Source organism: Catellatospora sichuanensis, assembly GCF_007483665.1.
GTDB lineage: Bacteria > Actinomycetota > Actinomycetes > Mycobacteriales > Micromonosporaceae > Catellatospora > Catellatospora sichuanensis.
The window spans coordinates 106,310-132,321 of the sequence record NZ_VIQO01000040.1 but is presented as its reverse complement, the minus strand read 5'-3'; the positions used below and the strand labels follow the sequence as shown (position 1 = coordinate 132,321).

The following is a 26,012-nucleotide window of genomic DNA, read 5'->3' as shown; positions in this document are numbered from 1 at the left end:
CGCCCGGCTGGCGGCTGCCGCCGCCTGGACGGCGACCTGCGCCGCCTGCGCCGCCTTGTCCGCGGCGACCGCCGCCCGCTTGGCGTGCGCGGCAGCCTGCTCGGTGTTGTCACGCGCCGCTTCGGTCGCAGCCGCGGCAGCAGCCGCCGCACGGGCCGCGGCCTCGGCGGCCTGCTTGGCCCGGTCCGCTTCCTGCGTCGCCTGCTGCGTCTCCCGCGCCGCCTCCTCGCCGGCGACCTTCGCCTGCGCCAGCAGTTCGGCCATCGTCGCGGTCTCGTCGTCGCGAGCCGACGCCACTGCCCACCCGTAGGACAGGAACGCCTCCATACTCTCCGGCGTGCCCGCGTCCAGGGCCTTCTGCCCGGCCGCGCGCACCTGCGGACCGCCCGTGGCGATGGCCTGGTTGACCCGCAGCCGCTGGTCGGTCTGCCACTGCACCTGCCAGCCGGAGTCCAGGAAAGCCCGCAGCACGCCCGGGTTCTCCGAATCCAGCGCCTGCTGGCCCACCTGCTGGACCTGCGGGCCGGCGATCGCCATCAACTGGTTGACCGACACCCGGGTGTCGATGTCCGCCGGTCCCTGCCATCCGCCGTCCAGGAATGCCGAAATCGCATTCTGGTCGCCGGCATCGGCCGCGGTCAGCGCCTGCAGGGCCGCGGCGCGCACCGACGGCCCGGCCTCGGCGATGACGCTGGTGACCGCGTCGCGTTCGTCGGCCTGCCGCGCCTGCTGCCATCCGGCGCTCAGGAATGCCCGCACCTGGTCGTCGGAGCCCACCAGCGCGGCCTCGGCCTCGGCTCGGACCTGCCCACCGCCGAGCAGCCATGCCGACACCACGAGCGACCGGTCCGCGGCGAGGGGTTCATCCTCGGCTCGCGCCTTGGTGCCGTGCAGGAACACCGACAGCAGCACCAGCACTGTCAACGCCGCGACCAGCGCGCGGCGTCTGCTCGCGTCCCAGCGACGCGGCGTGGCTATCACAAGGTCAGGTGACGATCTCAAGGTTTTCTCCGATTCCCCGTTGGGATGGCAAACGGCGGCCGGAACCGCCCCGCGGTCCGGCGATGGCGAAGAACGGAGTCCGTCCGGGCGGCTGGATCGGTCGCCGCCCGGACGGACTCCGCCGATGGTCATGCGTTGGCGAAGTTGCCGGTACCGGTCACGACGACGTATGCGGTGGTCCGCCGGCGGCGACCATGACGGTGGCTGCTGCCTCCGTGTCGGTGATGGTGCTGTTGCTGAACCTGCCCAGGCCGTCGGTGAAGTTCAGGGCCGATGCGGCCGGAGCCGACGGGGCGGTGGGGTAGACGGTGATGACTCCGCTGCCGCTCAAGGGGAACTGGCCGGTGGTGAGGTTGACCGGGATCACCGCTACCGGCGTGGCTGTTGGTCGGCTGATACTGCAGCCCAGCACCGATATGGACACTGCGATCGCCGTGGCGGCAACGACACGCCACTGGACGCGACATGGAAACCATGACACGAACTCCCCGTTTATTCGTTTATTGCAGTTCGCCTATCCGGCTCCGCTCGCGGACCGTAGCGTCCCCCCGTCGAGCGAGTCAAGACCCGACAACCGTCGGCAGTGGGCGTTCCGCTGCGCACCGGCTGGATCCAGTTACGGCCGGAGACATCTTGCGTGGAAAGCTTCCTGCTGCCGGGATTTCGTGAACACGTGTGAGCAGAATGCTGTTTCGGTGAGGCGCCATGGACGGAGTCATGGCGTCGTGCCGGCGGCCGGATTGTCGTAGGCGGCGAGGCCGCCTTTCGTATCCGATGTGGCTAGTGATCAGTTCGCGGTGCACAACGTCGGTTTGCCTACCTACGCGCTGATGGTGCGGTCCGACCCGGTAGCCGATACGCAAGGACGGCGATCGGGCTATTGCAAGGGATGCCTGGGGACTCCAGCCGTCAGGTCCAGCCACAGTCGATTCTCGCAGTAGCCGACCGGTGGAACTTCGCTCTCGGTGGTATCTCCGTTCCTCCTGCTCGGTGCTGTCGTCACAATCTTTCGGCGACGACTTCGACGACGGTGGACGTCCGCAGGTAGCCAGGCACCTGACCAGGAGACTTGTCCGCTACCTCCGGGTCGCCAGGGCGCGGTGGTGGCCCGGTTCTGCGTCGGCCTCGCATCCTCCGGGATCGCGCGAGTCTCCGGAGGTGAGCTGTGGTTCGTCGTGGCGGGTCACGGGCGTGCCGCCTTGACAGGCAAGTACACGCTTGCCTAACGTGTCGGCCATGACGGCCGCTGACACCACAATCACCCCGTTCCTGATGTTCGAAGGCGCCGCCACGGAGGCCATGAACTTCTACGTCTCCCTGTTCGACGATGGCGAGATCCTCTCGGTCACGCCGCACCAGGGCGAGCACATCGGCGTTCAGCTCGCCGAGTTCAGGGTGGCCGGGCAGCGGGTGCTGTGCAGTGACAGCTCCGTCAAGCACGCCTTCACCTTCACGCCGTCGCTGTCGTTGTTCGTGCAGTGCAAGGACGACGCCGAGCTCACCCACCTGCACGCGGCACTCGTCGACGGCGGCAAGGAACTCATGCCGCTCGCGAACTACGGCTTCAGCACCCGCTTCGCCTGGGTCAACGACCGTTTCGGGGTGTCCTGGCAGCTCAATCTGCCGTGATCATCCGATCCGGGGCACCACAGGTTGGCGAACCACTGCCACGGCAAAACCTCGCCACGAGAAGATCTTGCGATTGCCGGGCGGCACGATGAGGCTGCCGAAGCATGTCCCCCAAGAAACTCGGCCGTCTGAGCACGGCTCTGCTCACGACGATGGCTTTACTGGCCATCGCGCCGGCGGCGAGCGCCGCACCGAAACCTGAACCTGCTCCGCCCGGCGTGCTCAAGGGCCCGGGCTTCGCCAAGAAGGACAAACTCGGCTCGCACGACCGGGATCTGCTGGTCAAGGCCGTACGCGATGGCAAGAAGAAGGTCACCACCATGGTGGCCGTCGCCCCCGGCCAGTTCGACGCGGCCCGTAAGGCCGTCGAGGCGGCGGGCGGCACCGTAGCCTCGGCCCAGCCCAAGGTCGGCTACCTGCGGGCGAGCCTGCCCGTCGGCGCCGTCGACACCGTGGCGCAGAAGGGTTCGGTGCTCGCCGTCGACCTCGACGAGGAGATCAAGCTCGCCGACCCGGTTCCGGCCACGGAGGGCCGCCATCACGGCGGCACCGCCAAGGCGCCCGGCGCGAAGACCCCCGCGGCGAACCCGTACCTGCCCACGCACGAGACGGGCGCGGTGGATTTCGTCGCCGACCACCGCACGTGGGACGGCCGCGGGGTCACCATCGGCATCCTGGACTCCGGCGTGGACCTCGACCACCCGGCGCTGGCCACGACCACGACCGGCGAGCGCAAGATCGTGGACTGGGTGACCGCCACCGACCCGCTCACCGAGGGCGACAACACCTGGCTGGAGATGGCCGCCACGGTCACCGCCACGACGGAGTTCGAGTTCCAGTGGCGCACCTACACTGCGCCGGCCGCCGGCGAGTTCCGGGTCGCCGAGTTCTACGAGTACGCCACCGCCGGTCCCAATGACGTCAACGGCGATGTGAACCGCGACGGCGACAACTGGGACTCCTTCATCGTGCTGTTCCGCCCCAGTGACAAGGCGATCTGGGTCGACTCCGACGCCGACCGCGACTTCACCGACGAGCCGTTGCTGCGGCCGTTCCGGGAGGAGCACAAGGCGGGCCGCTTCGGCACCGACGACCCGGCCACCGCGCTCAACGAGTCGATGCCGTTCACCGTGGAGTACCGGCTCGGCGTCGATCTGGCCCCAGCGGGCCGGGAGGGCACCGCCGACTTCGTCAGCATCGGCCTGCCCGAGAGCGCGCACGGCACCCACGTCGCGGGCATCGCCGCGGGCCGCGGCCTGTTCGGCGGGAAAATGAACGGCGCCGCCCCCGGCGCGAAGATCGTCTCGTCGCGGGCCTGCACCTGGAGCGGCGGCTGCACCGCGGTCGCACTGACCGAAGGCATGATCGACCTGGTGGTGAACCGGGGCGTGGACGTGGTCAACATGTCCATCGGCGGACTGCCCGCGCTCAACGACGGCGCCGACGCCCGCGCGCACCTCTACAACACGCTCATCAACGACTTCGGCGTGCAGCTGTTCCTGTCCGCGGGCAACTCCGGACCCGGCCTGAACACCATCGGCGACCCGGCCGTGGCCAGCGACGCCGTCGCGGTCGGTGCCTCGGTGTCCAGCGCCACCTGGGCCGCCGACTACGGCTCCGACGTCGACACCCGGATGGGCGTCTTCGGTTTCTCCTCCCGCGGTCCTCGCGAGGACGGCGGATTCAAACCCGACATCGTCGCGCCCGGCGCGGCGATCAGCACCACCCCGACCTGGCTGCCCGGCTCCCCGGTCACCGGCGTCGGCTACGAACTGCCGCCGGGCTACAGCATGTTCAACGGCACCTCGATGGCCTCGCCCCAGGCGGCGGGCGCGGCCGCGCTGCTGCTGTCGGCCGCGAAGGCGACCGGCGTCGACGCGAAGCCGGCGAACCTGCGTGCCGCCCTCTACGACAGCGCGCAGTTCCTGTCCGGCGTGGACGCCCACGAGCAGGGCAACGGCCTGCTCGACGTCGACGACGCCTGGCAGGCGCTGGCCAAGGGCGGCCTGGCCACCAGCGCGTACACCATCGACGCGCAGGTCTGCACGCCCATCTCGGCGTACCTGACCACCCCCGGGCGGGGCACCGGGCTCTACCACCGCTGCCCCGGCGCGATCCCCACCCTGCAGCAGGTCCTCGTCACCCGTACCAGCGGACCGGCCGGCGCGAACCTGCACCGCATCAGCTGGACCGGCAACGACGGCACGTTCAAGGCGATGTACGACACCGTGCGGCTGCCGCTGAACGAGCCTGTCGCGGTGCCGGTGTGGGTGCGTCCGAAGGGCAACGGCGTGCACAGCGCCGTCATGAAGCTCGACGACCCGTCGACCCGGGGCACCGACGCCCGGATGATGGCCACCGTCGCGGTCGCCGACGAGCTCGCCGCACCGACCTACGCCCGGACGCACACCGGCCGCATCGACAAGGCCCAGACGGAGTCGTACCTGGTGACCGTGCCGGAGAAGACCCGAAGCCTGCAGGTCAAGCTGGACGGCGTGGATGCCGGCGACCGCGTGCGGTTCGTCGCGCAGCACCCGTACGGCGTGGCCGTGGAGGACGGCTGCTACACGAACATGGACGCCGTCGAAGGCTGCGACCCGAACCTGCGCACCTTCAAGGACCCGCTGCCGGGCGTCTGGGAGATCACCGTCGAGGTCTCCCGCACCTCACCGACCAAAAACAGCGCGTACCGGCTCTCCACGCAGGTCTTCGGCGCCAGCGCCAAGGCCGAGGTGGCGCTGGGCACCCTGGAGATGCACTCGCCCGTCCCGGTCAGCTGGGAGGTCACCAACCACCTGGGCGCGGTGCAGCTCGCCGCGTCGACCTCGCCGCTGAGCAGCCGCCGCACCGAGCGGCCCACCGTCGGCAACCAGCAGCAGAAGATGTACGAGGTCCTCGTGCCGTTCGGCACGGGCCGCTTCACCGCCCGGATCGGCAACCCGTCGGATCCGGCGGCCGACCTCGACCTCATCGTCGTCGCGAACGGTGTCGTGCTCGGGCAGAGCGCCGACGGCGACTCCGAGGAGAAGGTGGAGATCGACAACCCGCCGGCCGGTTTCTACGCCGTCTGGATCGACGGGTACTCCGTTCCCACCGGCTCCACCGAGATCGATTACGTCGATGAGCTGAGCAGCCCGTCGAACGGCACCGTGGCCACCACGTTCGCGGCTCCGCTCGCGCTGGCGCGCGGTGAGACGAAGACCGTCACGGCGGATGTGACCGCGACCGGCACCGCGCCGGCCGGGCGCAAACTCCACGGCGACCTGGACCTGGTCAACACCGCCGGTGCGGTGGTCGGACGGGCCGGGCTCACCATCGAGGCGGTGCACGGACCCTCAGTGCACGTGGACGGCGAGTTCGGTCCGTTCGCCGCGTTCACCGCCATCGACGGCGTCGTGGCCGGATCGACGCAGGTCGACTCGGTCTCCAGGCCGGCCCGCTGGACCAAGGAGGGCGGCATCAAGCCCTACCTCGACCAGAGCGGCCACATCTTCGGGCTAAACAACCACGGTGACGGCGCCGGGTTCTCCGAGTACAGCCACACGCCGACGCTGCCGGCCGTCTTCCACGCCGACGGCACGGTGACCGAGCTGGCGCTGCCGGCCTGGCGGCCCGACGCCATCTACGGCATCGGCTACGGCGTCAACGACGCCGGAGCGGTGGTCGGTTCCGTGACGGCGGTGACCGAGAACGCCGACTGGTACTGGCACTACGAAGGGTTCCGGTGGACCGCGCAGGGCGGCATGGTGAAGTTGCCGCACCTGTCCGCGAACCCGGAACTGACCGAGCCGTACGCGATCAACTCCAGCGGCACTGTCGTCGGCGTGTCGATGGACGCCGCCGGCTACCAGACCGCGGTCCGCTGGGACGCCGCCGGTAACGTGCACCGCATCGGCCCGGCGGCCGCGGGCGAGCACAGTTTCCTCGTCGAGATCAACGATGCGGGCACGGCGGTCGGCGAGAGCGGCAACCGGGCCGCGATCTGGACCGCCGAGGGCGGCATGCGGCGCCTGCCCGACTTCGGGCTGCACTCCAAGGCCGTCGGCATCAACGCCTCCGGCTGGATCATCGGCGAGGCTGACGTCGCGCCGTACGAGCCGCACGTCGTGGCCTGGGACCCGCAGGGCCGGATGTGGGACCTGTCCAACATGCTCGGCACCGACAAGTGGTGGCTGTCCGAGGCGGCGGACGTGACCGACGACGGCGGGTTCGTCGTCTACGGCATCGCCATGGACGGCTCGGGCAAGACCCACGCCATCCTGCGTTTCTGACGCAGCCCGTAGGCAGGGGCGCCCTCGACGGAGTTCCGTCGAGGGGGCCCTTTCCTTTGGTCAGGACGAGTCGACCCAGCCTTGTCGGGTGGCGTAACCGCCCAGCTGCATCCGGGTCTGGACGCCGGCGATGTCCATGAGGTGGCGCAGGCGCCGGTGCAGCGTGCGTGGTGACAGACCCAGCTGGGTCGCGACCGTCTGATCGGTGAGCCCGGCCAGCAGCAGCGTGAGGATCTCGCGGTCGAGGTCGGTCGGGCCCTGCGGACCGGATTCGGTGACGGTGTCGGGCTCACCGGCGTTGCTCGACAGTTTGAGCGGGTAGGCGGTGTGCCACACCGTCTCGAACAGCGCGTCCAGCGCATCCAGCAGTCCGCTGCGGTGCAGCAGCACCGCGCCGGGCTCCCCTGTCGGGCTGACCGTGAGCGGCACCAGGCCGAGGTCGGCGTCGGCCAGCACCAGCTTCATCGGCAGTCGGTCGGCCACGCGCAGTTGCACGCCGCTGTGCAGCGACGCGATGGCGTCGGTGACGATGCCCGGCTCGGCCAGCACCGCCCGGTCCAGTACCGCCCGGAACTGCACGCCGCGGCCGATGGCCGCGGGTTCGGCGGTGTTCTGCTCGGGCGGCACGGCGACGAACGGTGCGGTGATGAAGCTGCGGACCTGGGTACGGGCCGCCTGCTGCACCTGCAGGAAGCGGTGGCGGATCGCGTCGACGCCCGTGACGACCTCGATCAGGTCGTTGATGCTGCGTCCGGTCATCGCCGCCCGGTGCTGCTCGGCGAAGGTCACCAGTGCCTGTTCGGCCATCCGCAGCCGGTCGCGGCGCTGGGTGATGAGAGCACCGAGCGCCATGGCCGGCGGCGCGGCCGTGAACTGTTCATCGGAGGATTTGACCGCCAGTCCCCAGTCGACCAGCCGCGACAGCGCCTTGTCGACGTCGGGTCGCGGCACGGCGAGCAGGTCCGACAGCAGCATCGCGGTGGCGTCCGGCTGTCCGAGCAGGGCACGGTAGACGTGCTCGTCGTCGGGGTCGAGGCCCAGCGCATCCAGCATTCGGCGACCGGCCCCTTCCCTTGCCGTTGCGGGGAGAGTATGCGCCATGGCGGCACGTGCTGAACAGTCGCCGGCGGGAGCGGGGCTGCGCGGCCTCGAGCCGCTCACCACATTCGATCATGGTTTCAGCAGGCTGTTCCGGCGCAGCCAGGCTTCGACGGCGGGGCCCGCGCCTTCCACTTCCTCGCCGCGTACGGCCAGCCCGGCGGCGATCGTCGCGCCCCGGCAGGATGCGCCATAGTCGCGCTCGGTGGTGCCGAGCCCGCTCATGGCGTAGGTGGTGACCGGGTGGACGGTCTTGCCCGCGAAGTCGTAGCTGTCGGCGAACGTCGACATGATCATCGGTGCGCGGACGTTCCAGATCCCGCTGGCCAGCAGCAAGGTGTCGTATTGGTCGATCGACGCCAGGGGGTTGGCGATGGCGGGGCGGGCGTCGGCGTTCTGCTCGCGCACGTTGCGTGCGACGGTGTCGCCGTAGTCGTCGGAGTAGGGGTCGGCGGCTTCGATGCGGTGGACATCGCACCCGATGAGCTTGCCGATCATGGCGGCCAGGACTTCGGTGTTGCCGGTCTGCAGGAACTTGCGGCCGCCGTTGAAGTAGTTCCATCCGGCACGGGAGAAGTAGGCCAACAGCACCTTGCGCCGGCCGTCCGGCGCGGTTGAGGTGCGCGGCGGCGCGCTGGCCGCCGACTGTGGGGATGTGTCGGACCGGCAGCCGCCGAGCATGTTCGCGGCCGCGGTGCCGATCGCACCCGCACCGGCCAGGCGCAGCAGCGATCGCCGCGGCACCGTGATGTCGCGCATGTCATTGACCTCCGGGTCGCTTGTCGGGCTTCAGCTCGGTGCTCGGGCTAGCGTTCGATCATCTGCATCTGGTCGTCGGTGTGGTGGCCGCCTTCGGCCGGGGTCAGCCGGTCCAGGACGGCGACCTGCTCGGCGCTGAGGGCGGTGGTGTCGGCGGCGGTGTTCTCCTCGACGCGGTGGACCCGCTTGGTGCCCGGGATCGGCACGATGTCGTCGCCTTTGGCCAGCAGCCAGGCCAGGGCGACCTGGGCCGGGGTGGCGCCGAGCTGGTCGGCGACGGCCTGGACCTCGTCGGCGATGCGCAGGTTGCGTTCGAGGTTGCGGCCGGTGAAGCGTGGGTTGTTCTTGCGGAAGTCGCTGTCGTCCAGGCGCTGGATGTCTTGCGCGGTGCGGATGGTGCCGGTGAGGAACCCGTGTCCGAGCGGCGAGTAGGCGACCAGGCCGATGCCCAGTTCGCGCAGCAGCGGCAGGATCTGGTCCTGGTCGCGCGTCCACAGCGAGTACTCCGACTGCAGCGCGGTGATCGGGTGCACGGCGTGGGCGCGGCGGATGGTGCCGGTCCAGGCCTCGGACAGGCCGATGTGCCTGATCTTGCCCTGCTGTACGAGGTCGGCCAGCGCGCCGACGGTGTCCTCGATCGGTGTGCCCGGGTCGACCCGGTGCTGGTAGTAGAGGTCGATGTGATCGGTGCCGAGCCGCCGCAGCGAGCCTTCGACGGCGAGGCGAATGTTGGCCGGGCTGCTGTCCAGGGTCCACGGGCCGCGGCCGTCGTGGGCGACCAGGCCGAACTTGGTGGCCAGGACGACCTGGTCGCGGCGGCCCTTCAGGGCGCGCCCGACGAGTTCCTCGTTGGTGTACGGGCCGTAGATCTCGGCGGTGTCGAGCAGGGTCACGCCGAGGTCGAGGGCGCGGTGGATGGTGCGGATCGATTCGGCGTCGTCTGTTCCGGCGCCGGTGTAGCCGTGGGACATGCCCATCGCGCCCAGACCGATCCGGGATACTTCGAGCTTGCCGAGGTGTGCCGTGTGCATGACGTCTCCTCGCTGTCGGATCTGCCGCAGGCAGACCGGTGGTCGGTGGGTCAGTCGACGCGGCGTCCGCCGAGCCACTTGACCATCTGCGGGTCGTGGTGGTCGAAGAACATCGACTTGCCGGTGTCCAGGGCGGCGATGCGGGCCATCTGCTCGTCGCTGAGCTCGAAGTCGAAGACGTCGAGGTTCTGGGCCATCCGGTCGGGCCGTACCGACTTGGGGATGACCACGACGTCACGCTGGATCAGCCAGCGCAGCACGACCTGGGCCACGGACTTGCCGTGCGCGGCGCCGATCCCGGTCAGGACCGGGTTGGTGAACAGGTCGTTCTTGCCTTCGGCGAACGGACCCCACGACTCGATCTGCACGCCGTACTCCCGCATGAGTTCCTGGTCGGCCACACGCTGGAAGAACGGGTGCGTCTCGACCTGATTGACTGCCGGGGTGACGTCGTTGTGCTGGATGAGGTCCACGAGCCGGTCGCCGAAGAAGTTCGACACCCCGATCGCCTTGATCAGGCCCTCGCCGTACAGCTTCTGCATCGCCCGCCACGAGCTGTAGTAGTCGCCCAGCGGCTGATGGATCAGGTACAGGTCGAGGTAGTCCAGGCCCAGCTTGGCCAGGGACTTGTCGAATTCGCGTCTGGCGGTGTCCTCGCCGGTGTGCTGGATCCACAGCTTCGTCGTGACGAACAGCTCCTCGCGCGGAATGCCACTGGCCGCGATCGCCCGGCCGACGGCCTGCTCGTTGCCGTACGACGCCGCGGTGTCGATCGACCGGTAACCGGCCGCCAGCGCCTCGGTGACGACCTGCTCGGTCTGCTCGTCCGGCACCTGGAAGACACCGAAGCCCAGGATCGGCATCCGGACCCCGTTGTTGAGCGTGATCATGCGGTTCTGCGCTGCCATGACGGGTTCCTCCCACGATTCGCGACTCGCCCTGCTGCTTGCCTTGCCTCCACCAAACCTCACTTGCGGCGCCGTAGGCAGTGACGCTCCTGCCCGGTAACGCCAGACCCTCCCTGCGCACCCGGGCAGCGCCGTAGGTTCGAAGCCATGGACAACCGCAGCGAGGTCCGCGACTTCCTCACCACCCGCCGCGAGCGCCTCACCCCCGAGCAGGCCGGAGTGCCGTTCTTCGGCGGCAGACGGCGGGTCAAGGGGCTACGCCGCGAAGAGGTCGCCATGCTCGCCGGAATGAGCACCGACTACTACACCCGTCTGGAACGCGGCAACCTCACCGGCGTGTCCCACTCCGTGCTCGACGCCCTCGCCCGCGCCCTGCGGCTTGACGAAGCCGAACGCACGCACCTGCTCGACCTCGCCGAAACCGCCAACACGCCCACAGCAGGCCGCACGCCGCGGCGGGTGCCGAACCGGACGACCGTGCGGCAGGGCGTACAGCGCATCCTCGACACCATCAACGCCCCCGCGTACGCCCGCAACGGACGGATGGACATCCTCGCCGTCAACCGCCTCGGCCGGGCCCTGTACGCCGACGCGCTCGGCACCGGCGACAGCTTCAACCTGGCCCGCTACCTGTTCCTCGACGCCCGCGCACAGGACTTCTACCCCGCCTGGCCGACCGTGGCCGCCGACTGCGTCGCCGCCCTGCGCACCTACGCCGGACGCAACCCCTACGACCGGGCCCTGACCGACCTGATCGGCGAACTGAGCACCCGCAGCGAACCGTTCCGCACCTGGTGGGCCACCCACAACGTGAAACTGCACCACACCGCCACCAAGACGATGCACCACGCCATCGCCGGAGACCTCGAACTCACCGGCGAAGCCCTCCAGCTGCCTGGCGACCCCGACCTGACGATCATCACCTACACGTGCGAGCCGGCCAGCCCCACCGAGCAGGCGCTCGCGTTCCTCGCCTCCTGGAGCCCCCGGACCGGCGAGGACGGCACCGACCGGCCCGCGCGCACCGGCCGGGGCACGGCACCGCGCTAGCGGCGGGTCCAAAGCTCCGGGGCGCTCAACGAGGCGCGGCCCCGGCGACAGCGCTATCGACACGGCCGGGAGTTTCCTATGGAGATCGTGAACAAGCAGCCCACCGTCAAAGCCCCCGCCGAGACGTTCACCGGCGACGCCTGGTTCGACGTCATCGCCAAAGGCGAAGGTCCGTCCCGGCTGCGGGTCAACGTCGTCCGCTTCGCCCCGGGAGCCCGCAACGCCTGGCACAGCCACGCCGTCGGCCAGACCTTGCACGTCACCGAAGGCCGCGGCCTCATCCAGGCCCGAGGCGGCCAGGTGACCGAGATCGGGCCCGGCGACACCGTCCACACCCCGCCCGGTGAATGGCACTGGCACGGCGCCGACCCCGACCACTTCATGAGCCACCTGGCCATGTGGGAGGCGCCCGACGACGGCCCCGAAACCCGGTGGGGCGCGCTGGTCACCGATGAGGAGTACCACCGGCGCTGACAAGGCATGACGCGATCCTGGGCGGACAACACGCTACGGCGGCAGTCGCCCGGTTCCCGAGCGCGGCGGCCCGAAACGGGCAGGATCTGTGGTGTGAACGCGACGGCAGGCCAAAGCACCGACGCGGTCCCGCGACGCGGCCGGCCGCGGGATGCGGCGGCTGCGGCAGCGCTGGCGAGATACGACCGCCTGGCCCGGCTACCGATCATCTTGTCCGCGGTACTGCCGCTGATCGTCGTCCCCGAGCAGGGAAACTGGGTCGCGGTCCTGATCGGCGTCGTGTCGTGGCTCGTGTTCGTCGTCGACTTCTTCACCCACGAGCGGCTGCTGGTGAACTACCTGGGCACCCGCCTGGGCAAGTTCGACCTCGCCATCGTGATCCTCACCGCACCGTGGTTCCTGCTGGCCGGAGCACACGGCGGCAGCATCGTGGTGATCCTGCGACTGGCCAGGCTCGGCCGGCTGGTGCTCGCCACCAAGGGTGTCAGGCGGCTGTTCGCCCGGTTGGGACGCGTCGCGATCATGGCAGGGGCGGTCCTGTTCGTCGGCGCCGCCATGGCCTACTACGCAGAGCACCCCGTGAACGCGGAGTTCGCGACCTTCGGCGACGCGCTGTGGTGGGCGATCGTCACCCTGACCACCGTCGGGTACGGCGACATCGTGCCCGTCACGACCGCCGGCCGGATCGACGGGACGGCCATCATGTTCATGGGTGTCGCCCTGCTCGGCCTGCTCGCAGGCTCTCTGGCCAGCTTCTTCGGCCTGCAACCCGAGGAGAACGGAACAGCGCCGGAACCGTCGAACGAGCCGGTGCTCGCCGAGCTCGCCCAGCTGCGGGCGGAGGTGAAGGAGCTCGCCGCCCTGCGGGAGCAGCTGGCTGTGCTCACCGGCCACCTCGCGGCGGGAGACAAGCCCACGCCGGACACCGGCGCCGAGTGAACCGGTCTGCACGGAATCGGCGAGTCGATCACAAGTGACAAGCCGTGGGCATGGATGATGCCACGACCCGGCCGCCGGGCCTCGGCGACCCTGCCGACCAGCGGCTACGCACCCGCTACGCCACCACCCGGCGAAGCCGCGGACACCTCGGCGCCAGCTGACTTCGTTGAGCCGTCGTGGTGAGGCGAAGGCCCCGCCTGCGGCGTACCGGATGAGCGGCGCCCGTTCTTGCCCTTCCGCCGCGGGCGGGTGCCGGACTTGGCAGCGGAGCGTTTGGCCGGTCGCCGCCGTGAACGTTTCGTTCTGTCATCGGTTACGGGCCGCCCGGCCAGCACGCACAGCACGGCGATCACGGAGGCGACGCCCGGCCCGATGATCCACAGGCCCGCGGCGTCGGTGAGTTCCTCGGGCAGGCGCGGGTCGACCAGGCCTTCAGGATCTCGCACGACGGTGACACGTTGCCCGACGGTCCCCTCCGGGTTGCCCGAGGCGCCGATGCTGCTCCCCGGCCACCGCCCCAGTTCCCCCGGAATGGGCCGGCCGCTCGGGTCGGCGAGGGTGTAGTAGAGGTGGCGGCTCGATCCCTTGGCGTCTCGCAGCGAGATGACGGTGGCTTCGACCCGTTGCCCGCGATCCGTCAGCACTGCCGACCACAGTCCCCAGGCAGCCACGGCCATGAGCAGCGGGCTGAGCACCCAGGCAACGAGCAGCAGGCCCATGCGCGGAGGCGGCGAGGCCACCAGCACGGCCGCCATCAGGACGGCGCCGAACAGCAGGGTGCCGGGGAAGGCCGCGGTGTCGGATCGGATCCAGGTTGTTCCCCCCAGGGCACCGACCGCCCCGCCGACGGTGAACACGGCCAGATACGCCGCGCCCAGCGGGCTCAACCGAAGATCACCGAGTTTCATGGGCGCAGGATAGACCTGGCGGGCAAGACCCGGGTACCGCCGGCCTCGTTGAGCCGTGTTCCAGCGGCGTCTGCGAACCGTACGAGCGCGCAGGGGGCGCCTTCCCCGGCCTGGCGGCCGTGGCGGGAAGGCGCCCCCTGCTTACTGCGTTGCCGGTCAGCCGTTGATGGCGAGCACCGTCTGGCCGATGGGCGAGGTGCCGTTGCCGTAGGCGAGAACGCCCAGGTAGCGGACGCCCGCGGTGAGCCCGGTCCAGGTCGCGGTGACCGTTGCGGGGCCGTTGACGGTCGCGGTCTGGCTTGCCGGGGTGGCGGTGAGGTTGCCCGCCGCCGCGTTGGGCACGACCCAGGCGTTACCCGGCATGGTGACCGCGCCGCCTGCGGCGAACAGGTGGACGTACACGTCGTAGGTGCCCTCGGACAGGGTCACCGACTCCTGTGCGGTGCCGCCGGTGCTGCTGGCGACCTGGTTGGCGGTGTTACCGGCCGGGTAGACGAACACGTCCACGTCGGTGCCTGCGGGCACGTCGGCGTCGAAGGTCGAGAACCGTGCCACCGCGGTGCCGGCCGGGACCGTCACCGTGACCTTCTTGACCGAGTCCGACTCCACCGGGGTGAAGGTCGGGTTCGGTCCGGCGAAGGCCAGGTTGCTGACGTCGGCGGCGACCAGGCCGCCGACGGCGGTGGTCAGGGTGCCGGCGTAGCCGGTGCGCAGCGCCAGCGTGGTGCTGCCGCTGGTGCCCGAGCCGTTCGCCTCGACCGGCGCGGCCAGCGCCGAGTAGCGCACCGCGATCGGGCTGGTGACCTTGTGGTTGCGCAGGTCCGACCAGGTCAGCGAGCCGAACGCCCAGGCGCCGGCGGCCGCGGTGGTGCGGGTGATGGTGACCTTGAAGGTCTTCGACTTGCCCGGCGGGACCGTCATCGTCTTGGGCTCGACCTTGACGGTGAACCCGGCCGGGGCCTTGACCTGTGCGGTGTACACCGACGAGTTCTTGCTGATGTTGGTCACCCGGCGGGTGACGGTCTGCGCACCGGGAACGTCACCGACCGCGATCGACGGGTAGTTCAGGTCGCTCGGGTCGATCGAGCCGACCGACTCGCAGAACGACTCCTCGGTGATCAGCTGCAGCTGGCCGATGCCGCACGCGTACTGCAGCCACTGCTCCGGCGTCGAGTCGTAGACCAGGCCCGGGTCGAAGGCGCTGCCGGGCACGACGTGGCCCGCACCGTAGTTGAGCGGCGTCGCGTCGCCCTGCGACCACTGGATCGGCGCGCCGGTGTTGTCCTTGGTGCTGGCCGTCGTCATCATCGCCGACTTGATCCACATCGGGGACCACTTCGGGTTCTTGCTCTTGATCAGGGCGGCGACACCGGCGATGTGCGGAGCCGACATCGAGGTGCCCGACAGGGAGTTGAAGTTGTTGCCGCCGCTGCCCGCCGGGGACACCGCCGCGATGATGTCGACACCGGGCCCGGTGATGTCCGGCTTGAGCAGGTCCCCGTTACCGGCCAGTGCCGGGCCGTAGGACGAGAAGCCGGCCATGGCCGGGGCCCGCACCGGGTCGGTGCTGACCGCTGAGATGCTCGCGGTCGGGGTCGCCGCCGAGGCGACGTACGCGGTGACCGCGGCGCCGGCGGTGGCGTCGAGGTGGATGCTGGGCACCGCGTGGAAGTCGGCGTTTAGCGACTGCGCGGCGCTGGTGTTGGCCTGGATCATGCCGATGCCGCCGGCCTGGGCGACCGCGGCGCTCTTCTCCACGCGGGCGTTGCCGCCCCGGTCACACAGCACGATCTTGCCGGTCACCTTCGCCGGGTCCAGCGTGCCGAGGTAGCAGAGGTTCACCAGGTTCTGGTCTGCGCCCGCCAGGCCGGCGCTGGTCGAGTCGATCAGCGCCGCCGGGCCGGCCGCCACGCCGACACCGACACCGGTGTAGGTCGTACCGTCGCCCAGCGTCACGGTCTTGGTGTTGCCGCGGTCGTGGGTGCTGGCCGCGACCGTGGTCAGCCACGGCGAGTTGTGCGCGACACTGCTCACGCCGATGGTGTCACCGGAGTTGCCGGCCGAGGCGGAGACGAACACACCGGCCGCGGCGGCGTTGAGGAACGCGATCTCGGCCGGGTCGACGACGTACTGGCTCGAGCCGGAGATCGAGTAGTTGATGACGTCGACGCCGTCGGCGACAGCCGCGTCGATCGCGGCGACGATGTCCGCGGTGCCGCCGGAGGAGTTGCCCGCGACCGGGTTGTGCCACAGCACCTTGTACGCCGCGACGCGAGCCGCCGGCGCCACACCGGACACGGTCCCGACGACGCCGCCGTTGATGGAGGCGGTCACCCCGGAGTTGCCGGCAGACGTCGAGGCGGTGTGCGAGCCGTGGCCGTTGTAGTCACGCGGCGACAGGAACTCGACGTCGTTGACGTTGGCATCGGCGTGGAAATAGCGGGCGCCGATCAGCTTGTTGTTGCAGGCCACCGGCTGCTCGACACCCGCGTCGCAGGTGCCCTTCCACTTCTTGTCGATGACACGCTGGTCCGGCCGAGGCGTGGACAGCGCGGCGAACGACGGGTTCTCCGCCCAGATGCCGGAGTCGATGACACCGACGATGACACCCTCGCCGGCGTGCGCATCGCCGGCGAACTGCTTGTTCCACACCCCGCCGGAGCCGGTCAGGCCCAGGAAGTCACGGGTGGTGATCGTGTCGGCCTGCAGCTGCTCGCTCTTCCACACCCGCAGCACGCCGTTGTCGGCCCGCAGCCGCGCGACCTCGGCCCCGGTCAGCCGGGCGCTGAAACCGTTGAACGTGACGCCGTAGTCGTAGGACTTCTTGCCGGTGTCGACCCGGGCGCCGCGCAGGGCGGCGTCGTGCTCGCCGCGCAGGCGGTCACGCCACCTGGTCGCCGCGGCCGAATGCGCGTCGACGCGCTCACCTGCGGCCGGCCGGGTCGCGGCGTAGCCGCTGACACCGCCGGCGTAGTTGGCGACCGGCTCGCTCACGGTCTGGATCAGGTACAGCGCGGTCGCGTCCGAGCTCGGCGGGGCAGCCTGGGCGCCGCCTGCCGCCGACGCCGCGAGTGCGGCGGTCGCGACGACGGCCAGCGCCATCGAGGCCGGGCGTTTGCCGGCCAGTCGATCGAATCTCACGGGGGTGTCCTCCTGGATGAGGCGATGGCGGCGTGGGACCACGGGGTGCCGGTCCACTGACGATGAAGCGCCGCACCGCGATGCGAAGGGATCGTTGCACATTCCGGCTCGTGGGCACCAGAGGCAAATACAAAACCCGAGCACACGACGATCACCATCGACTTGAATACAACTGGCCTACAGAACGGAGTTGCTCGACCACGGCGGATCAAGCGCCGTCGGGTGCCGGGCCCGTCGCGGCCGCCAGCCATGCGAGGAAGACCGGTAGGGTCCCGCCATGCCGGAGAGCCCAGCGATCGCGTCCGACGAAGCGCGCACCATGATTCCCCGCCTGTTGGTCAGAGCGCGCGCCTTGATCCTGTCAGTCGATGGCCCGGTCTGCGCGCTGACGCCACAGCTGAGCAGCCTTGGCGCTGCCGATCGAGTGCGTGGCCTGGTCGAGGTCGCTGGCCATCGCGTACCTGCCGAGCTGACGGTGGTCGACGATCCGCTCATGGTCATGCGGTTTGCAGGCTCGCTCGGTGACGTACGACTGCTGTGTGACATCGAAGACGTGCTGGCCCGGCTGGAGCTTCTGGCCATGATGAAGGCCCATCCGACGCCCGGCGCACACGAGGTTGTCCGGGCTTCCCGAGCCGCCGCCAAGGGCGTCTCGATGGTCGGCGATCAGGCCGCATGGACCATGGAGCGCTACCTGGCAATCCATGCCCTCACCGACCAGGTGAACGCGGTCGGCCGGTGGACGGTGCAGCCACAGCGCTGGATGCCCGACGCCCATCCGTTGCGATGCGCTGCGATGCTTCGGAGCCGACCCAGCGGTGGCTCTCTTCATCGGTTCAACCGCACTTGACGTGCAGACGGCGGCAGCGGCACGGATGCCCTTCCTCGGTATCGCGGGCCCGAGGGCGTCAGCAGAGCACTTGCGCACCGTCGGTGCCAAGCATGTGCTCGGCCCCGATGGGATGCTGCTCCTTTCCGCGGCCCTTCGCGGTCCCGCTACCAGCCCATAGCCAGCATGTGCCACTGCCGTCCATGCTTGTGGTCCGCCACGAACTCAGCTCTCTTCCAGCGACCTCGGTCACTATCGGAATCTGTGGACCGCTCATGAACACTCCGCTACACGTCGCTGCCCAGGCCCGCGACCACAACGAAGTGGTCCGCCAGGTCGCAGCGGGCGCAGCAATTGACGCATGCAACTACCGCAAGTACACGCCGCTGCACGTCGCCGCCGGCATCGGGGCCGCCGACATGGTCGCGTACCTGCTATCGGCCGGCGCGAACCCATCCGCACGAACCACGTTCGAAACAACGGCACTTCACGAAGCGGCTTCGGGCGGAGGACGCGCGCCCGCCAGGGCACGCCTCGACATCATCGACGATCTGCTCGCCGGCGGGTGCCCCATCGACGCCGTGGACAGCACCGGCCGGACTGCGCTCTGGTATGCCGCCGCCTCCGGCACCACACAGTTCCCGGCCGACGAACGCGCCACTCGCTACCTTGTCCTCGAGCATCTGCTCGCCCGCGGTGCTGACCCCACGATCGCAGCGTCCAGCACTCAGGGCCGCCCGGTCGACGCGGCACAGGGCCTCCACCAGCCGAGAAGGTACCGGTTCGTGTGGATCGACGCCGTCGACCTGCTCCAGGGCGCGCGCCCCCCGGATTGAACGCGGCCATCAGCCGGAACGCGACGACCAGATCACCCGCCGCGCCGCCCACCACCAAGCCGAAGTCACCATCGCCGCCACCAGCTTCTGGCTCCGATGACGTACAGGACACCGCCCAGGGAAACCGGATGCGGCGGCCCGACGGGCTGGCTACCGTCCGGGCGTGGCCCACACCTATCCCCCGCTGAACGTCGAAGTCCGCACGCCGCGCCTGACGCTGGCCGGCGCGTCCGACGAGCTGCTGGAACGTCTTGTGCCGCTCGTGCGGGCCGGGGTCGCCGACGCCGAGCCGTGGCCGTTCGACGACCCGATCTCGTTCTACGCCGACAGCCCCGAACGCGAATGGCAATGGCTGCGGGGCATCTGGGCCGGCCGCGGCCGCGTGAGCCCGGATGCGTGGCGGCTGTACTTCGCCGTGCTCGTCGACGGCGAACCGGTCGGTATGCAGGACCTCATCGGCAAGAACTTCACGCGGTTCGGCACGGTGTCCAGCTTCTCGTGGCTGGCCCCCGGCAGCCGCGGACAGGGGCTCGGCAAGGAGATGCGGGCGGCGATCCTGCAGCTGGCCTTCGCCGGGCTGGGCGCACGCGAAGCCGGCAGTGACGCCTTCGTCGACAACGAAGCGTCCAACCGCGTCTCCCATGGCCTGGGCTACGAACCGAACGGCACGGACTGGGACACCCGCCGAGGCGAGCCCGCGCGGATCCAACAGTGGCGGCTCACCCGGGACGCGTGGCAACGGGTCCGCCGAGACGACATCGAACTGACCGGCGTCGAGGAGTGCCTGCCCGTCCTGGGCATCGGCTAGCGGAGCGGAGCACCGTGCCCGGCCGGCTCCAAGCCACACTCGACACCGGCTGATCTGGCAATTGAACAGTGCTCATCGTTCGACGCGAATCCGTCATCGACGTGGTGGCGCGCCGGTCGGACAATCCATCCATGCGCACCTCTCGAGCAGTGCCGGTGGTGACCGGCATCGTCGTCGCCGCGCTCGGCGTGACCTTCCTGTTCATCGGACTGGAGCAGGCCGACCGGCTGGCGAGCGTCGTCGGCGCCGTCGCCGGGGTCACCGGCCTCGGATTCTCCATCTGGACCGCGACCCGGTCCACGGCACGCCCCACCGCCGAGCCCGGCTCCGGCGCGCCCGGCGACCCGGCCACATCGGGAGGCCTGACGATCAACGCACGTAACATGCGCGGAGTCCAGATCGGCGGTTACCGCCCCGTGCAGCACAACGGTGCCGGCCTGCTCGAGGCAATCTCCACGCTGTTTCGCGCACTGACCGGGCGGAGGCGCTGACCGCCGTGTATCCCACATGGAACGACGAGCCGCCGCAGGTCGTGCTGTACATCTCCTGGCTGTGGACGGACACCGGGCACGGACATCTGCTCGTCGAACGAGTCGTCCGGCACCACGGCGCAGACGACGATGACGACGCGTCTTCCAGCGAATCCCGGACCGTCGACTTCCTCATCAGCGACCTGTTGAACCCGAACGCCCTCGCCCTGTACGGATATCAGGGATTCTGGTTGCGGCTCCTGTCGGGTTCGCCGCTCCGATACATGGATCTGCCCCACCGGCTGCGGGTAGGCCGCAACGACGAACTGCCCGCGTTCGGCCTCGCCGAGCTGCTGCTGGTGGCGGCATCGTCACCCGACACCACCCGTGACCCGCTCGCGGACCTGCATCTCACTTTGCACAACGTCAGGGGCGTCCAGATCGGGCACCGCAACCTCCAGGTCAACCGTTTCATCCTCGAGACGCGCGGGGCGGCGATCAGCTTCGACGACCTGCTGCGCCGTCCTGCCATCGCGTGGCTCATCCGTGCGCTCCAGACCCGACCCGGTGATCGCGGCCTGAGAGACCAACTGGTGGGGGCGTTGATGCGCCCTGGCTGGACCTGGACACCCGCGCCGCTGACCTTGACGGTCGGCGACCGGTACGGTCCGATCGTCGAGTTCCTCCGCGACCTGCTGACATTCGACGTGCGCGGCGTTCAGATCAGCGACGACGGTGAGCAGCACAACCGCTTCGTGTACGGGATCACCGGCTTGCCTGACGGCGTCTCGCTCCTGCAGGGCAACGGTGCTCTCGCCCAGCTGCTCGTGGACGTCGTCTGCCCGCCGCCGGGCCGCGACTCGGCCATGGCCGAGCTGATCGACCTGCTGTGCGACGAGCTGTCCGAACTCGCCATCGTGTGGACCGACGGCCGCGTGCACGCGGTGCAGTACGACGTCCACGACGTCTCGGTCCTCCGCGTGGCAGACGCTCACGGCGTCCAAATCGTCGGCGGCACGCAGACCACCGTCGTCGACGTCGGCCTGAAAGCTGCGGACATCGACCTGAACGCGGACCCCTTCCACCCTGCCGACACCGACTTCGAAATTTTTGAAACTCCCATCCCACCATCCGCCCCCGGCTCGCACCCGCTCCGCACGGATCTGGACGACGGACTCCCGCCCAACCGCAGGCTCGACGGCCCCGACGACCACGGCCATGCCGGTCCCAGCCTGCACTCTGGCTTCTAGGCCCGCAGATCGGATCCAGCGGTCCCTGCCCGCCTCCGGCCAGGGTCGGTTGGAGCGGCACCGGCGACCGCGGTCTAGTTCCTGGTTCCGGCGGCGGTGGTTCGATCCGGGTCGGCGACCGCGCCGGGGTCACGTCACGATGCCTGCCGGTCCGGCACCACAACATTCACGTCCAGGGCAAGGGCCCTCAGACACGGAACGTGATGCGGCCCCTGTCGTCGCGCCCCTGCTGGTAGCCCTGCAGCAGGCACTCGTTGGCCAGCGTCAGCTTGAGGAAGGTCGCGAACACCGGGAACTGGAGCCGCTTCAACAGCGCGATCATCGACTCTGGCGCGGCGGCCGAGATCAGCTCGGCGTAGAGCTCGTCGATGCATATGCCGTCGGGGTGTTTCGCGATCCCGTCGCGCACGGTCGCCGTGAATTCTTCCGCACCCGCGATGACTCCGCCAAGGGTGGCACGTGCTTCGGCATCGGACAGGGGCAGCATCGGGCGGTGGCCCGCGCACACCGTGACGATGTGGCCGGAGTCCATCATCTGCAGTGCGCGTTGCATCGTGCGGACCGTGTTGGCCGGGTTGGTGTCCGCCCAGATCGGGATGCCCGTCGTCTCGTCCGCGAACATGAGGAAACGATGCTCGGGGACGTAGAAGACGCAGCCTCCGGCCGAATGGCCCGCGGTCTGGAAGACGTGTACCTCGCCGCCGCCGAACGTCCATCCGCTCCACGTCGTCTGGCCGATCGTGATGTCTTGCGCAGGGCCGAGCTCCTCGTAGTCGCGCATCGACTCGGCACGGATGTTCACGGGCGGGTAGGTGCTCATCAGAATGTCGACGACAAGCCCCGGTAGGAACTTCGAGATCGCCGGAGCTACGCCGGCGGCCTCGATGGCGGCGCCGAGGTCGGCGATGTTGCCGGGCGTCGCCCGATCGTCGGCGCCGACGCCGCGCAGAAGTGAACCGACCGTATCCGCGTCGAGGTTCAAGCCGTCTGCGTAGTCGAAATACGGCGCGCCCCGCTCGTACATCGCCCGGAAGAACGTCTTGGGGTCGAGTCCGGGCCGGCCGGCCCGCGGGAAGTAGTTCCGCTTGGTCGTCGCGGGGATGTCGTCGACGACGTCGTTGTTGCCGAGATGGTCGATGTGCCCGTGGCTGGACAGGATGAGCACTTCGTCGGCCGGTCCGTACCTCGCCGCCATCTCGAGGATCGAGTTTCGCTGCGGTGGACCGACGCCGGTGTCGAACAGGTAGAGAGTCGATGCGCCCCTGTAGACCGCGATGCTCGGAATATCCGGGTCTTCCCACATGCGGTGGGGGTGGTGACCCTCGATGACGCAGAGGTTCGGGGCTATCTCGTGAACTTCGGCATCAGCCATCGTTCCTGCTTCCTTTTTGTTCCTCACACCTGTTCATCGCTGAGTGAGGTATTCGGATTATTCGCTCTCCGTCTGCTGAACACTCAGGCTGGAGTCCGGGAGCGGCAGTCTGCTCCGATGGCGATCGGCCCGTGCCTGCACGATCTGCTTCACCACTCGGTGTGGGGTGTGCAGGGTGATGTCGGGATCACCATGTCGTTGCAGGACGTTGATCGCGGCGTTCACGTCGGCCTGCCACACCACCCCGCACACAGTGCAGTGAAGCCGGTCCCCGCTGCGGTCCCCGAGGGCACCGCAGCCGGAACAGACTTGTGAGGTGTAGGCGGCGTTGACGTGCACGAGCGCAGAACCTCTGCGCTCCGACACGTTCTTCAATGCCTCGGCGGTGACCCCTTTGGTCCACCCGGCGAGACGTCGGTTCATGTTCTTACCGAGCGGTTTACGCCCGGCGAAGGTCTTGGTGAGGTCCTCGGCGACGACTGTGGACGCCTTGTCGACCACGGCGTGCACGGCGGCGAAGATCTCCGTACGCACCCGGGCCCGGTGCTTGGCGGCCTGCCGGTCCCGCTTCACGGTGCCGAGGTTGTTCTTGCGAATCCGGTTGGCTTTTGCCCTGTCGCGGCGCTGCTCGGCCGAGTTCGCGATCGAACGCAGCTTCGCCCGCCGCCGGTTGCGCTCCTTGATCCGGTCCGACTCGGCGGTCAGCAGCGCACCGAGGCCGGTGCCGTGGTGGTCACCGTCGGAATCGGTCAGCGCCTCGGTGTAGCCCTTGTCCACACCCACTGCACCAGTGCCGCAGGGGCGTTGCGAGGTGGGCATGGCGGCGGAGTCGATCTGGTAGTGAATCTCCACCCGGCCGCCGCGCAGGATCAGCCGCAGCGTGCCGGCCGGTGCCAGGGTGGTGTTCAGCCCGATCCTCACCATCGCGCGCTGGCGCAGGCCCGAGACGGCCAGCCACAGCCGGCCGCGGGCGTCGGCCCTGGTGTTGTGCTGGTCGGCACGCACGATGATCTGGTCGTGGGTGCGGTTGTGGCCGCGTCGCCAGTGCCGGCGCATCTGCCGGGCCAGGTAGGGATCAGCCGCCCATCGTTCGGTTCTCAACGTGATGAACAGCCGCTTGCGCTCGGCCGGGTCGGTGGTGCGCCGACCGATCGCGCGGCGCACCCTCACCTTCGCCGCGGCCCGGTGCGCGGCGATGTCGGCCATCGCGTCGCGGACCGTCTCCTTCCACGCATTGGCCAGCACCCCGAAGGTGCGGTGCGTGCCCTCGGCCAGCCACCGGTCCCGGACCTGCCGATCGGACAATGCGGCCCCGGCGACGGAGCCGTAGCGCCGCCAGACCTCACAGCGGACCCGGCCCAGACGGCGGGCCTGCTCTTCGAGCTGGGCGTACTTGCCGGGGTTGAGCCGGTGCGAGTACGCGATCCGGGTGACCCTCACGATCCGCTCCCGATCAGATCATCGGCTTTCATCGACTTCTCGTATCGGCGCAGTCCGTATAGGCGACACGAGAAGGTGTGCACGATCGCGAGCAGATCAGCGACCATTTCTTCCTGCGGGGACAGTGACTCCTGATCGGCCACCAGCAGCTCACATCCGGCGGCTTCGGCCTCGTGGGCGAGATAGTCGAAACCGAACCGGGCCAGCCGGTCCTTGTGGGCCACGACCAGCGTAGACACCAGCCCGGCCTTAACACGGCGCATGATGTCGATCAGCTTCGGCCGCAACAGGTTCATGCCGCCGCCGATCTCGCTGACCCACTCGTGAACGGCCAGCCCTCGGGCGAGGCAGAACGTTTCCATCGCGGCGCGCTGGGATGCCAGGTCGTCGCGCTGGCCGGCGGAGGACACGCGGCAGTAGACGATCACCTTGCGGTCGTCACGTGTGAAGCCGGGGGTGAGTACGGCAAAGACGTCGGATTCGTCGAAATATCGCTGCCCAGTGTGCGTGCGTCGGGCGGTGATTCGGCCTTCTGCCTCCCAGCGGCGCACGGTGCTCGCGGAGCGCCCGATGCGCTCCGCGAACTCCGAAATCCGGTAAACCTTGCCCATGAAAGCAACTCTAGGTAGAAGTAGTAAAGAACATCAAGCTAGAGTCGGCCTCCTCGCAACCCGATGCAGATCGCTGCAAAAGATCCTACGAGCGTCTAGATCCTCGCGTGACAAGTTGCGAGCCTGCGCCATTTGAACCAGTCCAGAAAAGGCGTCGATCGGTTTTCTCCCTTTGAAGGCGAGAGAATGCATCATGTGCGCAGCCATGAACGCGCCTGTGCCGCCGGCGAAGATCGCGATCACCGTGGCGGTCACCCGCGAGCCGGGTGCGTTCGACGACGACGGCCTGTACTCGAACGGTAGAGATGCGCTTCTGCGCCAGGTCGGTGCGCACCTCGCGCCGAACGACGCACCACCGACGCGGCCGGGAGCGTGAATGGCCGACTGGGACGGCGCCGGCTACGCGCACATCAGTGAGTTGCAGCGTGCGATGGCGACGGCTTCCCTTGAGTCCGTCACGGTCGAGGGCACCGAGCGCGTGCTCGACGTGGGCTGTGGCGACGGGTGCGTGACACGACTGATCGCGTCCCGCGTGCCAGATGGGTCCGTCCTCGGCGTCGATCCGTCACCACGAATGATCGAGGCGGCTCGCGCTGCCGATGACCAGTTGACGAACGTGTCGTTCCAGGTCGGCGACGTCACCACCATGGGGTTCGGGCCGGACTTCGACCTCGTGGTGTCGTTCAACGCGCTGCATTGGGTCGCCGACCAGGAGACCGCCTACCGCAACATCGCCGCGGCGCTCCAACCCGGCGGACGAGCGCTCGTGCAGTTCGTCTGCCACGGTTCCCGCCCGAGCGTCGAGCGCGTCGCGATGGCGGTGACGCGCGATTCGCGCTGGGCGCCAGCGTTCGCCGACTTCGCGCAACCGTACCTGCACATCGAGCCCGATGATCTGCCCGTGATCGCGGGCAGCGCAGGTCTGCAAGTCACACGGCAATCGGTCGTCGACCGCGAATGGGACTTCGGCTCCCGTGATCAGTTCGCGCAGTGGTGCACGGTCGGGTTCTCGGATTGGACGTCACGGCTACCGGCCGCAGACGTCCCCGCATTCGTGGATGCCGTCGTCGACAGGTATCAGACGGTGGCCGGCCGGCCGGGAGTGTTCCGGTTCCTGCAGCTGCGGGCCGAGCTGCGGCCGAGCCCGCAATAGGATCACCGCGCCGAGCAGCCTGGCGATGACCAA

General features: G+C 69.3%; 22 protein-coding genes and 1 pseudogene. 12 read left to right on the top strand and 11 right to left on the bottom strand.

Annotation, left to right across the window (positions count from 1 at the left end; translation table 11 throughout):
- Positions 1 to 981: ALF repeat-containing protein (locus FLL47_RS39205; RefSeq protein ID WP_246159277.1), on the bottom strand; the 981-nt coding region annotated here is incomplete at its 3' end.
- A gap of 178 nt (positions 982 to 1,159) precedes the next feature.
- Positions 1,160 to 1,369: a hypothetical protein gene (locus tag FLL47_RS39200; protein WP_144127744.1), complete on the bottom strand. Its 210-nt coding sequence runs from the start codon at positions 1,367 to 1,369 to the stop codon at positions 1,160 to 1,162.
- Positions 1,370 to 2,238: 869 nt separating this feature from the next.
- Here FLL47_RS39200 and FLL47_RS39195 point away from each other — a divergent pair.
- Together FLL47_RS39195 and FLL47_RS39190 are read left to right on the top strand one after the other, a co-directional pair.
- Positions 2,239 to 2,631 carry a VOC family protein gene (locus tag FLL47_RS39195; RefSeq protein WP_144127743.1) on the top strand — a complete coding sequence of 131 codons (393 nt, stop codon included), beginning with the start codon at positions 2,239 to 2,241 and terminating at the stop codon, positions 2,629 to 2,631.
- A 104-nt stretch (positions 2,632 to 2,735) separates the two neighbouring features.
- Positions 2,736 to 5,960, top strand: a pseudogene (locus FLL47_RS39190) (S8 family serine peptidase); the annotation flags it as partial.
- Positions 5,961 to 6,962: 1,002 nt separating this feature from the next.
- Here the strand turns inward: FLL47_RS39190 and FLL47_RS39185 are convergent.
- The 4 genes from FLL47_RS39185 to FLL47_RS39170 form a co-directional block, all read right to left on the bottom strand.
- On the bottom strand, positions 6,963 to 7,955 hold the full coding sequence (locus FLL47_RS39185) for a helix-turn-helix transcriptional regulator (RefSeq protein ID WP_144127742.1): 993 nt from the start codon (positions 7,953 to 7,955) through the stop codon (positions 6,963 to 6,965).
- Positions 7,956 to 8,072: 117 nt separating this feature from the next.
- Positions 8,073 to 8,759: a flavodoxin gene (locus tag FLL47_RS39180; protein ID WP_144127741.1), complete on the bottom strand. Its 687-nt coding sequence runs from the start codon at positions 8,757 to 8,759 to the stop codon at positions 8,073 to 8,075.
- A gap of 47 nt (positions 8,760 to 8,806) precedes the next feature.
- Positions 8,807 to 9,790 (bottom strand): aldo/keto reductase, encoded by a 984-nt coding sequence (locus FLL47_RS39175; RefSeq protein WP_144127740.1) that lies wholly within the window; start codon positions 9,788 to 9,790, stop codon positions 8,807 to 8,809.
- A 50-nt stretch (positions 9,791 to 9,840) separates the two neighbouring features.
- Positions 9,841 to 10,698 (bottom strand): aldo/keto reductase, encoded by an 858-nt coding sequence (locus FLL47_RS39170; protein WP_186316192.1) that lies wholly within the window; start codon positions 10,696 to 10,698, stop codon positions 9,841 to 9,843.
- Between the two features lie 147 nt (positions 10,699 to 10,845).
- Here FLL47_RS39170 and FLL47_RS39165 point away from each other — a divergent pair, with 147 nt between their 5' ends.
- The 3 genes from FLL47_RS39165 (at position 10,846) to FLL47_RS39155 (ending at position 13,161) form a co-directional block, all read left to right on the top strand.
- Entirely contained in the window at positions 10,846 to 11,748 is a 903-nt protein-coding gene (locus FLL47_RS39165) for a helix-turn-helix domain-containing protein (RefSeq protein WP_144127739.1), read from the top strand.
- A gap of 78 nt (positions 11,749 to 11,826) precedes the next feature.
- Complete coding sequence (locus FLL47_RS39160; RefSeq protein WP_144127738.1) at positions 11,827 to 12,222, top strand: (R)-mandelonitrile lyase; 396 nt, start codon at positions 11,827 to 11,829, stop codon at positions 12,220 to 12,222.
- Positions 12,223 to 12,315: 93 nt separating this feature from the next.
- Positions 12,316 to 13,161: an ion transporter gene (locus tag FLL47_RS39155; RefSeq protein ID WP_186316191.1), complete on the top strand. Its 846-nt coding sequence runs from the start codon at positions 12,316 to 12,318 to the stop codon at positions 13,159 to 13,161.
- A 104-nt stretch (positions 13,162 to 13,265) separates the two neighbouring features.
- On the opposite strand, the gene FLL47_RS39150 is transcribed toward FLL47_RS39155, so the two are convergent.
- Both FLL47_RS39150 and FLL47_RS39145 read right to left on the bottom strand, forming a co-directional pair.
- Positions 13,266 to 14,048: a hypothetical protein gene (locus tag FLL47_RS39150; protein ID WP_186316190.1), complete on the bottom strand. Its 783-nt coding sequence runs from the start codon at positions 14,046 to 14,048 to the stop codon at positions 13,266 to 13,268.
- A 177-nt stretch (positions 14,049 to 14,225) separates the two neighbouring features.
- Positions 14,226 to 17,210 carry a S8 family serine peptidase gene (locus tag FLL47_RS39145; RefSeq protein WP_246159275.1) on the bottom strand — a complete coding sequence of 995 codons (2,985 nt, stop codon included), beginning with the start codon at positions 17,208 to 17,210 and terminating at the stop codon, positions 14,226 to 14,228.
- Positions 17,211 to 17,487: 277 nt separating this feature from the next.
- Between FLL47_RS39145 and FLL47_RS43445 the strand changes: the two genes are divergently transcribed.
- From FLL47_RS43445 to FLL47_RS39120, 5 genes are all read left to right on the top strand, one after another.
- On the top strand, positions 17,488 to 18,060 hold the full coding sequence (locus FLL47_RS43445; RefSeq protein WP_186316189.1) for a hypothetical protein: 573 nt from the start codon (positions 17,488 to 17,490) through the stop codon (positions 18,058 to 18,060).
- 254 nt (positions 18,061 to 18,314) lie between these two features.
- Complete coding sequence (locus FLL47_RS43440; protein WP_186316188.1) at positions 18,315 to 18,875, top strand: ankyrin repeat domain-containing protein; 561 nt, start codon at positions 18,315 to 18,317, stop codon at positions 18,873 to 18,875.
- Between the two features lie 163 nt (positions 18,876 to 19,038).
- Positions 19,039 to 19,683 (top strand): GNAT family N-acetyltransferase, encoded by a 645-nt coding sequence (locus tag FLL47_RS39130; RefSeq protein WP_144127733.1) that lies wholly within the window; start codon positions 19,039 to 19,041, stop codon positions 19,681 to 19,683.
- A 131-nt stretch (positions 19,684 to 19,814) separates the two neighbouring features.
- Positions 19,815 to 20,174, top strand: coding sequence for an RIP homotypic interaction motif-containing protein (locus FLL47_RS39125; RefSeq protein ID WP_144127732.1), 360 nt, complete (start codon positions 19,815 to 19,817; stop codon positions 20,172 to 20,174).
- Positions 20,175 to 20,179: 5 nt separating this feature from the next.
- Complete coding sequence (locus FLL47_RS39120; protein ID WP_144127731.1) at positions 20,180 to 21,403, top strand: RIP homotypic interaction motif-containing protein; 1,224 nt, start codon at positions 20,180 to 20,182, stop codon at positions 21,401 to 21,403.
- Between the two features lie 187 nt (positions 21,404 to 21,590).
- Here FLL47_RS39120 and FLL47_RS39115 read toward each other — a convergent pair whose 3' ends face one another.
- The 3 genes from FLL47_RS39115 to FLL47_RS39105 are packed head-to-tail and all read right to left on the bottom strand — an operon-like array spanning position 21,591 to position 24,826.
- A complete protein-coding gene (locus FLL47_RS39115; RefSeq protein WP_144127730.1) occupies positions 21,591 to 22,775 on the bottom strand; it encodes an MBL fold metallo-hydrolase in 1,185 nt (394 codons plus the stop codon).
- 57 nt (positions 22,776 to 22,832) lie between these two features.
- Positions 22,833 to 24,215 carry an RNA-guided endonuclease TnpB family protein gene (locus FLL47_RS39110; RefSeq protein WP_144127729.1) on the bottom strand — a complete coding sequence of 461 codons (1,383 nt, stop codon included), beginning with the start codon at positions 24,213 to 24,215 and terminating at the stop codon, positions 22,833 to 22,835.
- A complete protein-coding gene (locus FLL47_RS39105) occupies positions 24,212 to 24,826 on the bottom strand; it encodes an IS607 family transposase (RefSeq protein WP_144127728.1) in 615 nt (204 codons plus the stop codon). The genes FLL47_RS39110 and FLL47_RS39105 overlap by 4 nt, the downstream gene beginning before the upstream one ends.
- A 205-nt stretch (positions 24,827 to 25,031) precedes the next feature.
- On the opposite strand from FLL47_RS39105, the gene FLL47_RS39100 reads away from it, so the two are divergent.
- Both FLL47_RS39100 and FLL47_RS39095 read left to right on the top strand, forming a co-directional pair.
- The gene (locus FLL47_RS39100; RefSeq protein WP_186316187.1) at positions 25,032 to 25,202 is read left to right on the top strand and encodes a hypothetical protein; all 171 of its coding nucleotides are present in this window, start codon (positions 25,032 to 25,034) and stop codon (positions 25,200 to 25,202) included.
- A complete protein-coding gene (locus FLL47_RS39095) occupies positions 25,203 to 25,979 on the top strand; it encodes a class I SAM-dependent methyltransferase (RefSeq protein ID WP_144127727.1) in 777 nt (258 codons plus the stop codon).
- The last annotated feature ends 33 nt before the right edge of the window (positions 25,980 to 26,012 follow it).

What these genes read in the sequence shown, in the direction of transcription:
- FLL47_RS39175 (WP_144127740.1), bottom strand. Translation starts at nt 9,790, where the DNA reads ATGCACACGGCACACCTCGGCAAGCTCGAAGTATCCCGGATCGGTCTG.
- FLL47_RS39100 (WP_186316187.1), top strand. Translation starts at nt 25,032, where the DNA reads ATGAACGCGCCTGTGCCGCCGGCGAAGATCGCGATCACCGTGGCGGTC.
- FLL47_RS39170 (WP_186316192.1), bottom strand. Translation starts at nt 10,698, where the DNA reads ATGGCAGCGCAGAACCGCATGATCACGCTCAACAACGGGGTCCGGATG.
- FLL47_RS39165 (WP_144127739.1), top strand. Translation starts at nt 10,846, where the DNA reads ATGGACAACCGCAGCGAGGTCCGCGACTTCCTCACCACCCGCCGCGAG.
- FLL47_RS43440 (WP_186316188.1), top strand. Translation starts at nt 18,315, where the DNA reads ATGAACACTCCGCTACACGTCGCTGCCCAGGCCCGCGACCACAACGAA.
- FLL47_RS39095 (WP_144127727.1), top strand. Translation starts at nt 25,203, where the DNA reads ATGGCCGACTGGGACGGCGCCGGCTACGCGCACATCAGTGAGTTGCAG.
- FLL47_RS39115 (WP_144127730.1), bottom strand. Translation starts at nt 22,775, where the DNA reads ATGGCTGATGCCGAAGTTCACGAGATAGCCCCGAACCTCTGCGTCATC.
- FLL47_RS43445 (WP_186316189.1), top strand. Translation starts at nt 17,488, where the DNA reads ATGCCGGAGAGCCCAGCGATCGCGTCCGACGAAGCGCGCACCATGATT.
- FLL47_RS39105 (WP_144127728.1), bottom strand. Translation starts at nt 24,826, where the DNA reads ATGGGCAAGGTTTACCGGATTTCGGAGTTCGCGGAGCGCATCGGGCGC.
- FLL47_RS39160 (WP_144127738.1), top strand. Translation starts at nt 11,827, where the DNA reads ATGGAGATCGTGAACAAGCAGCCCACCGTCAAAGCCCCCGCCGAGACG.
- FLL47_RS39185 (WP_144127742.1), bottom strand. Translation starts at nt 7,955, where the DNA reads ATGCTGGATGCGCTGGGCCTCGACCCCGACGACGAGCACGTCTACCGT.
- FLL47_RS39180 (WP_144127741.1), bottom strand. Translation starts at nt 8,759, where the DNA reads ATGCGCGACATCACGGTGCCGCGGCGATCGCTGCTGCGCCTGGCCGGT.
- FLL47_RS39195 (WP_144127743.1), top strand. Translation starts at nt 2,239, where the DNA reads ATGACGGCCGCTGACACCACAATCACCCCGTTCCTGATGTTCGAAGGC.
- FLL47_RS39125 (WP_144127732.1), top strand. Translation starts at nt 19,815, where the DNA reads ATGCGCACCTCTCGAGCAGTGCCGGTGGTGACCGGCATCGTCGTCGCC.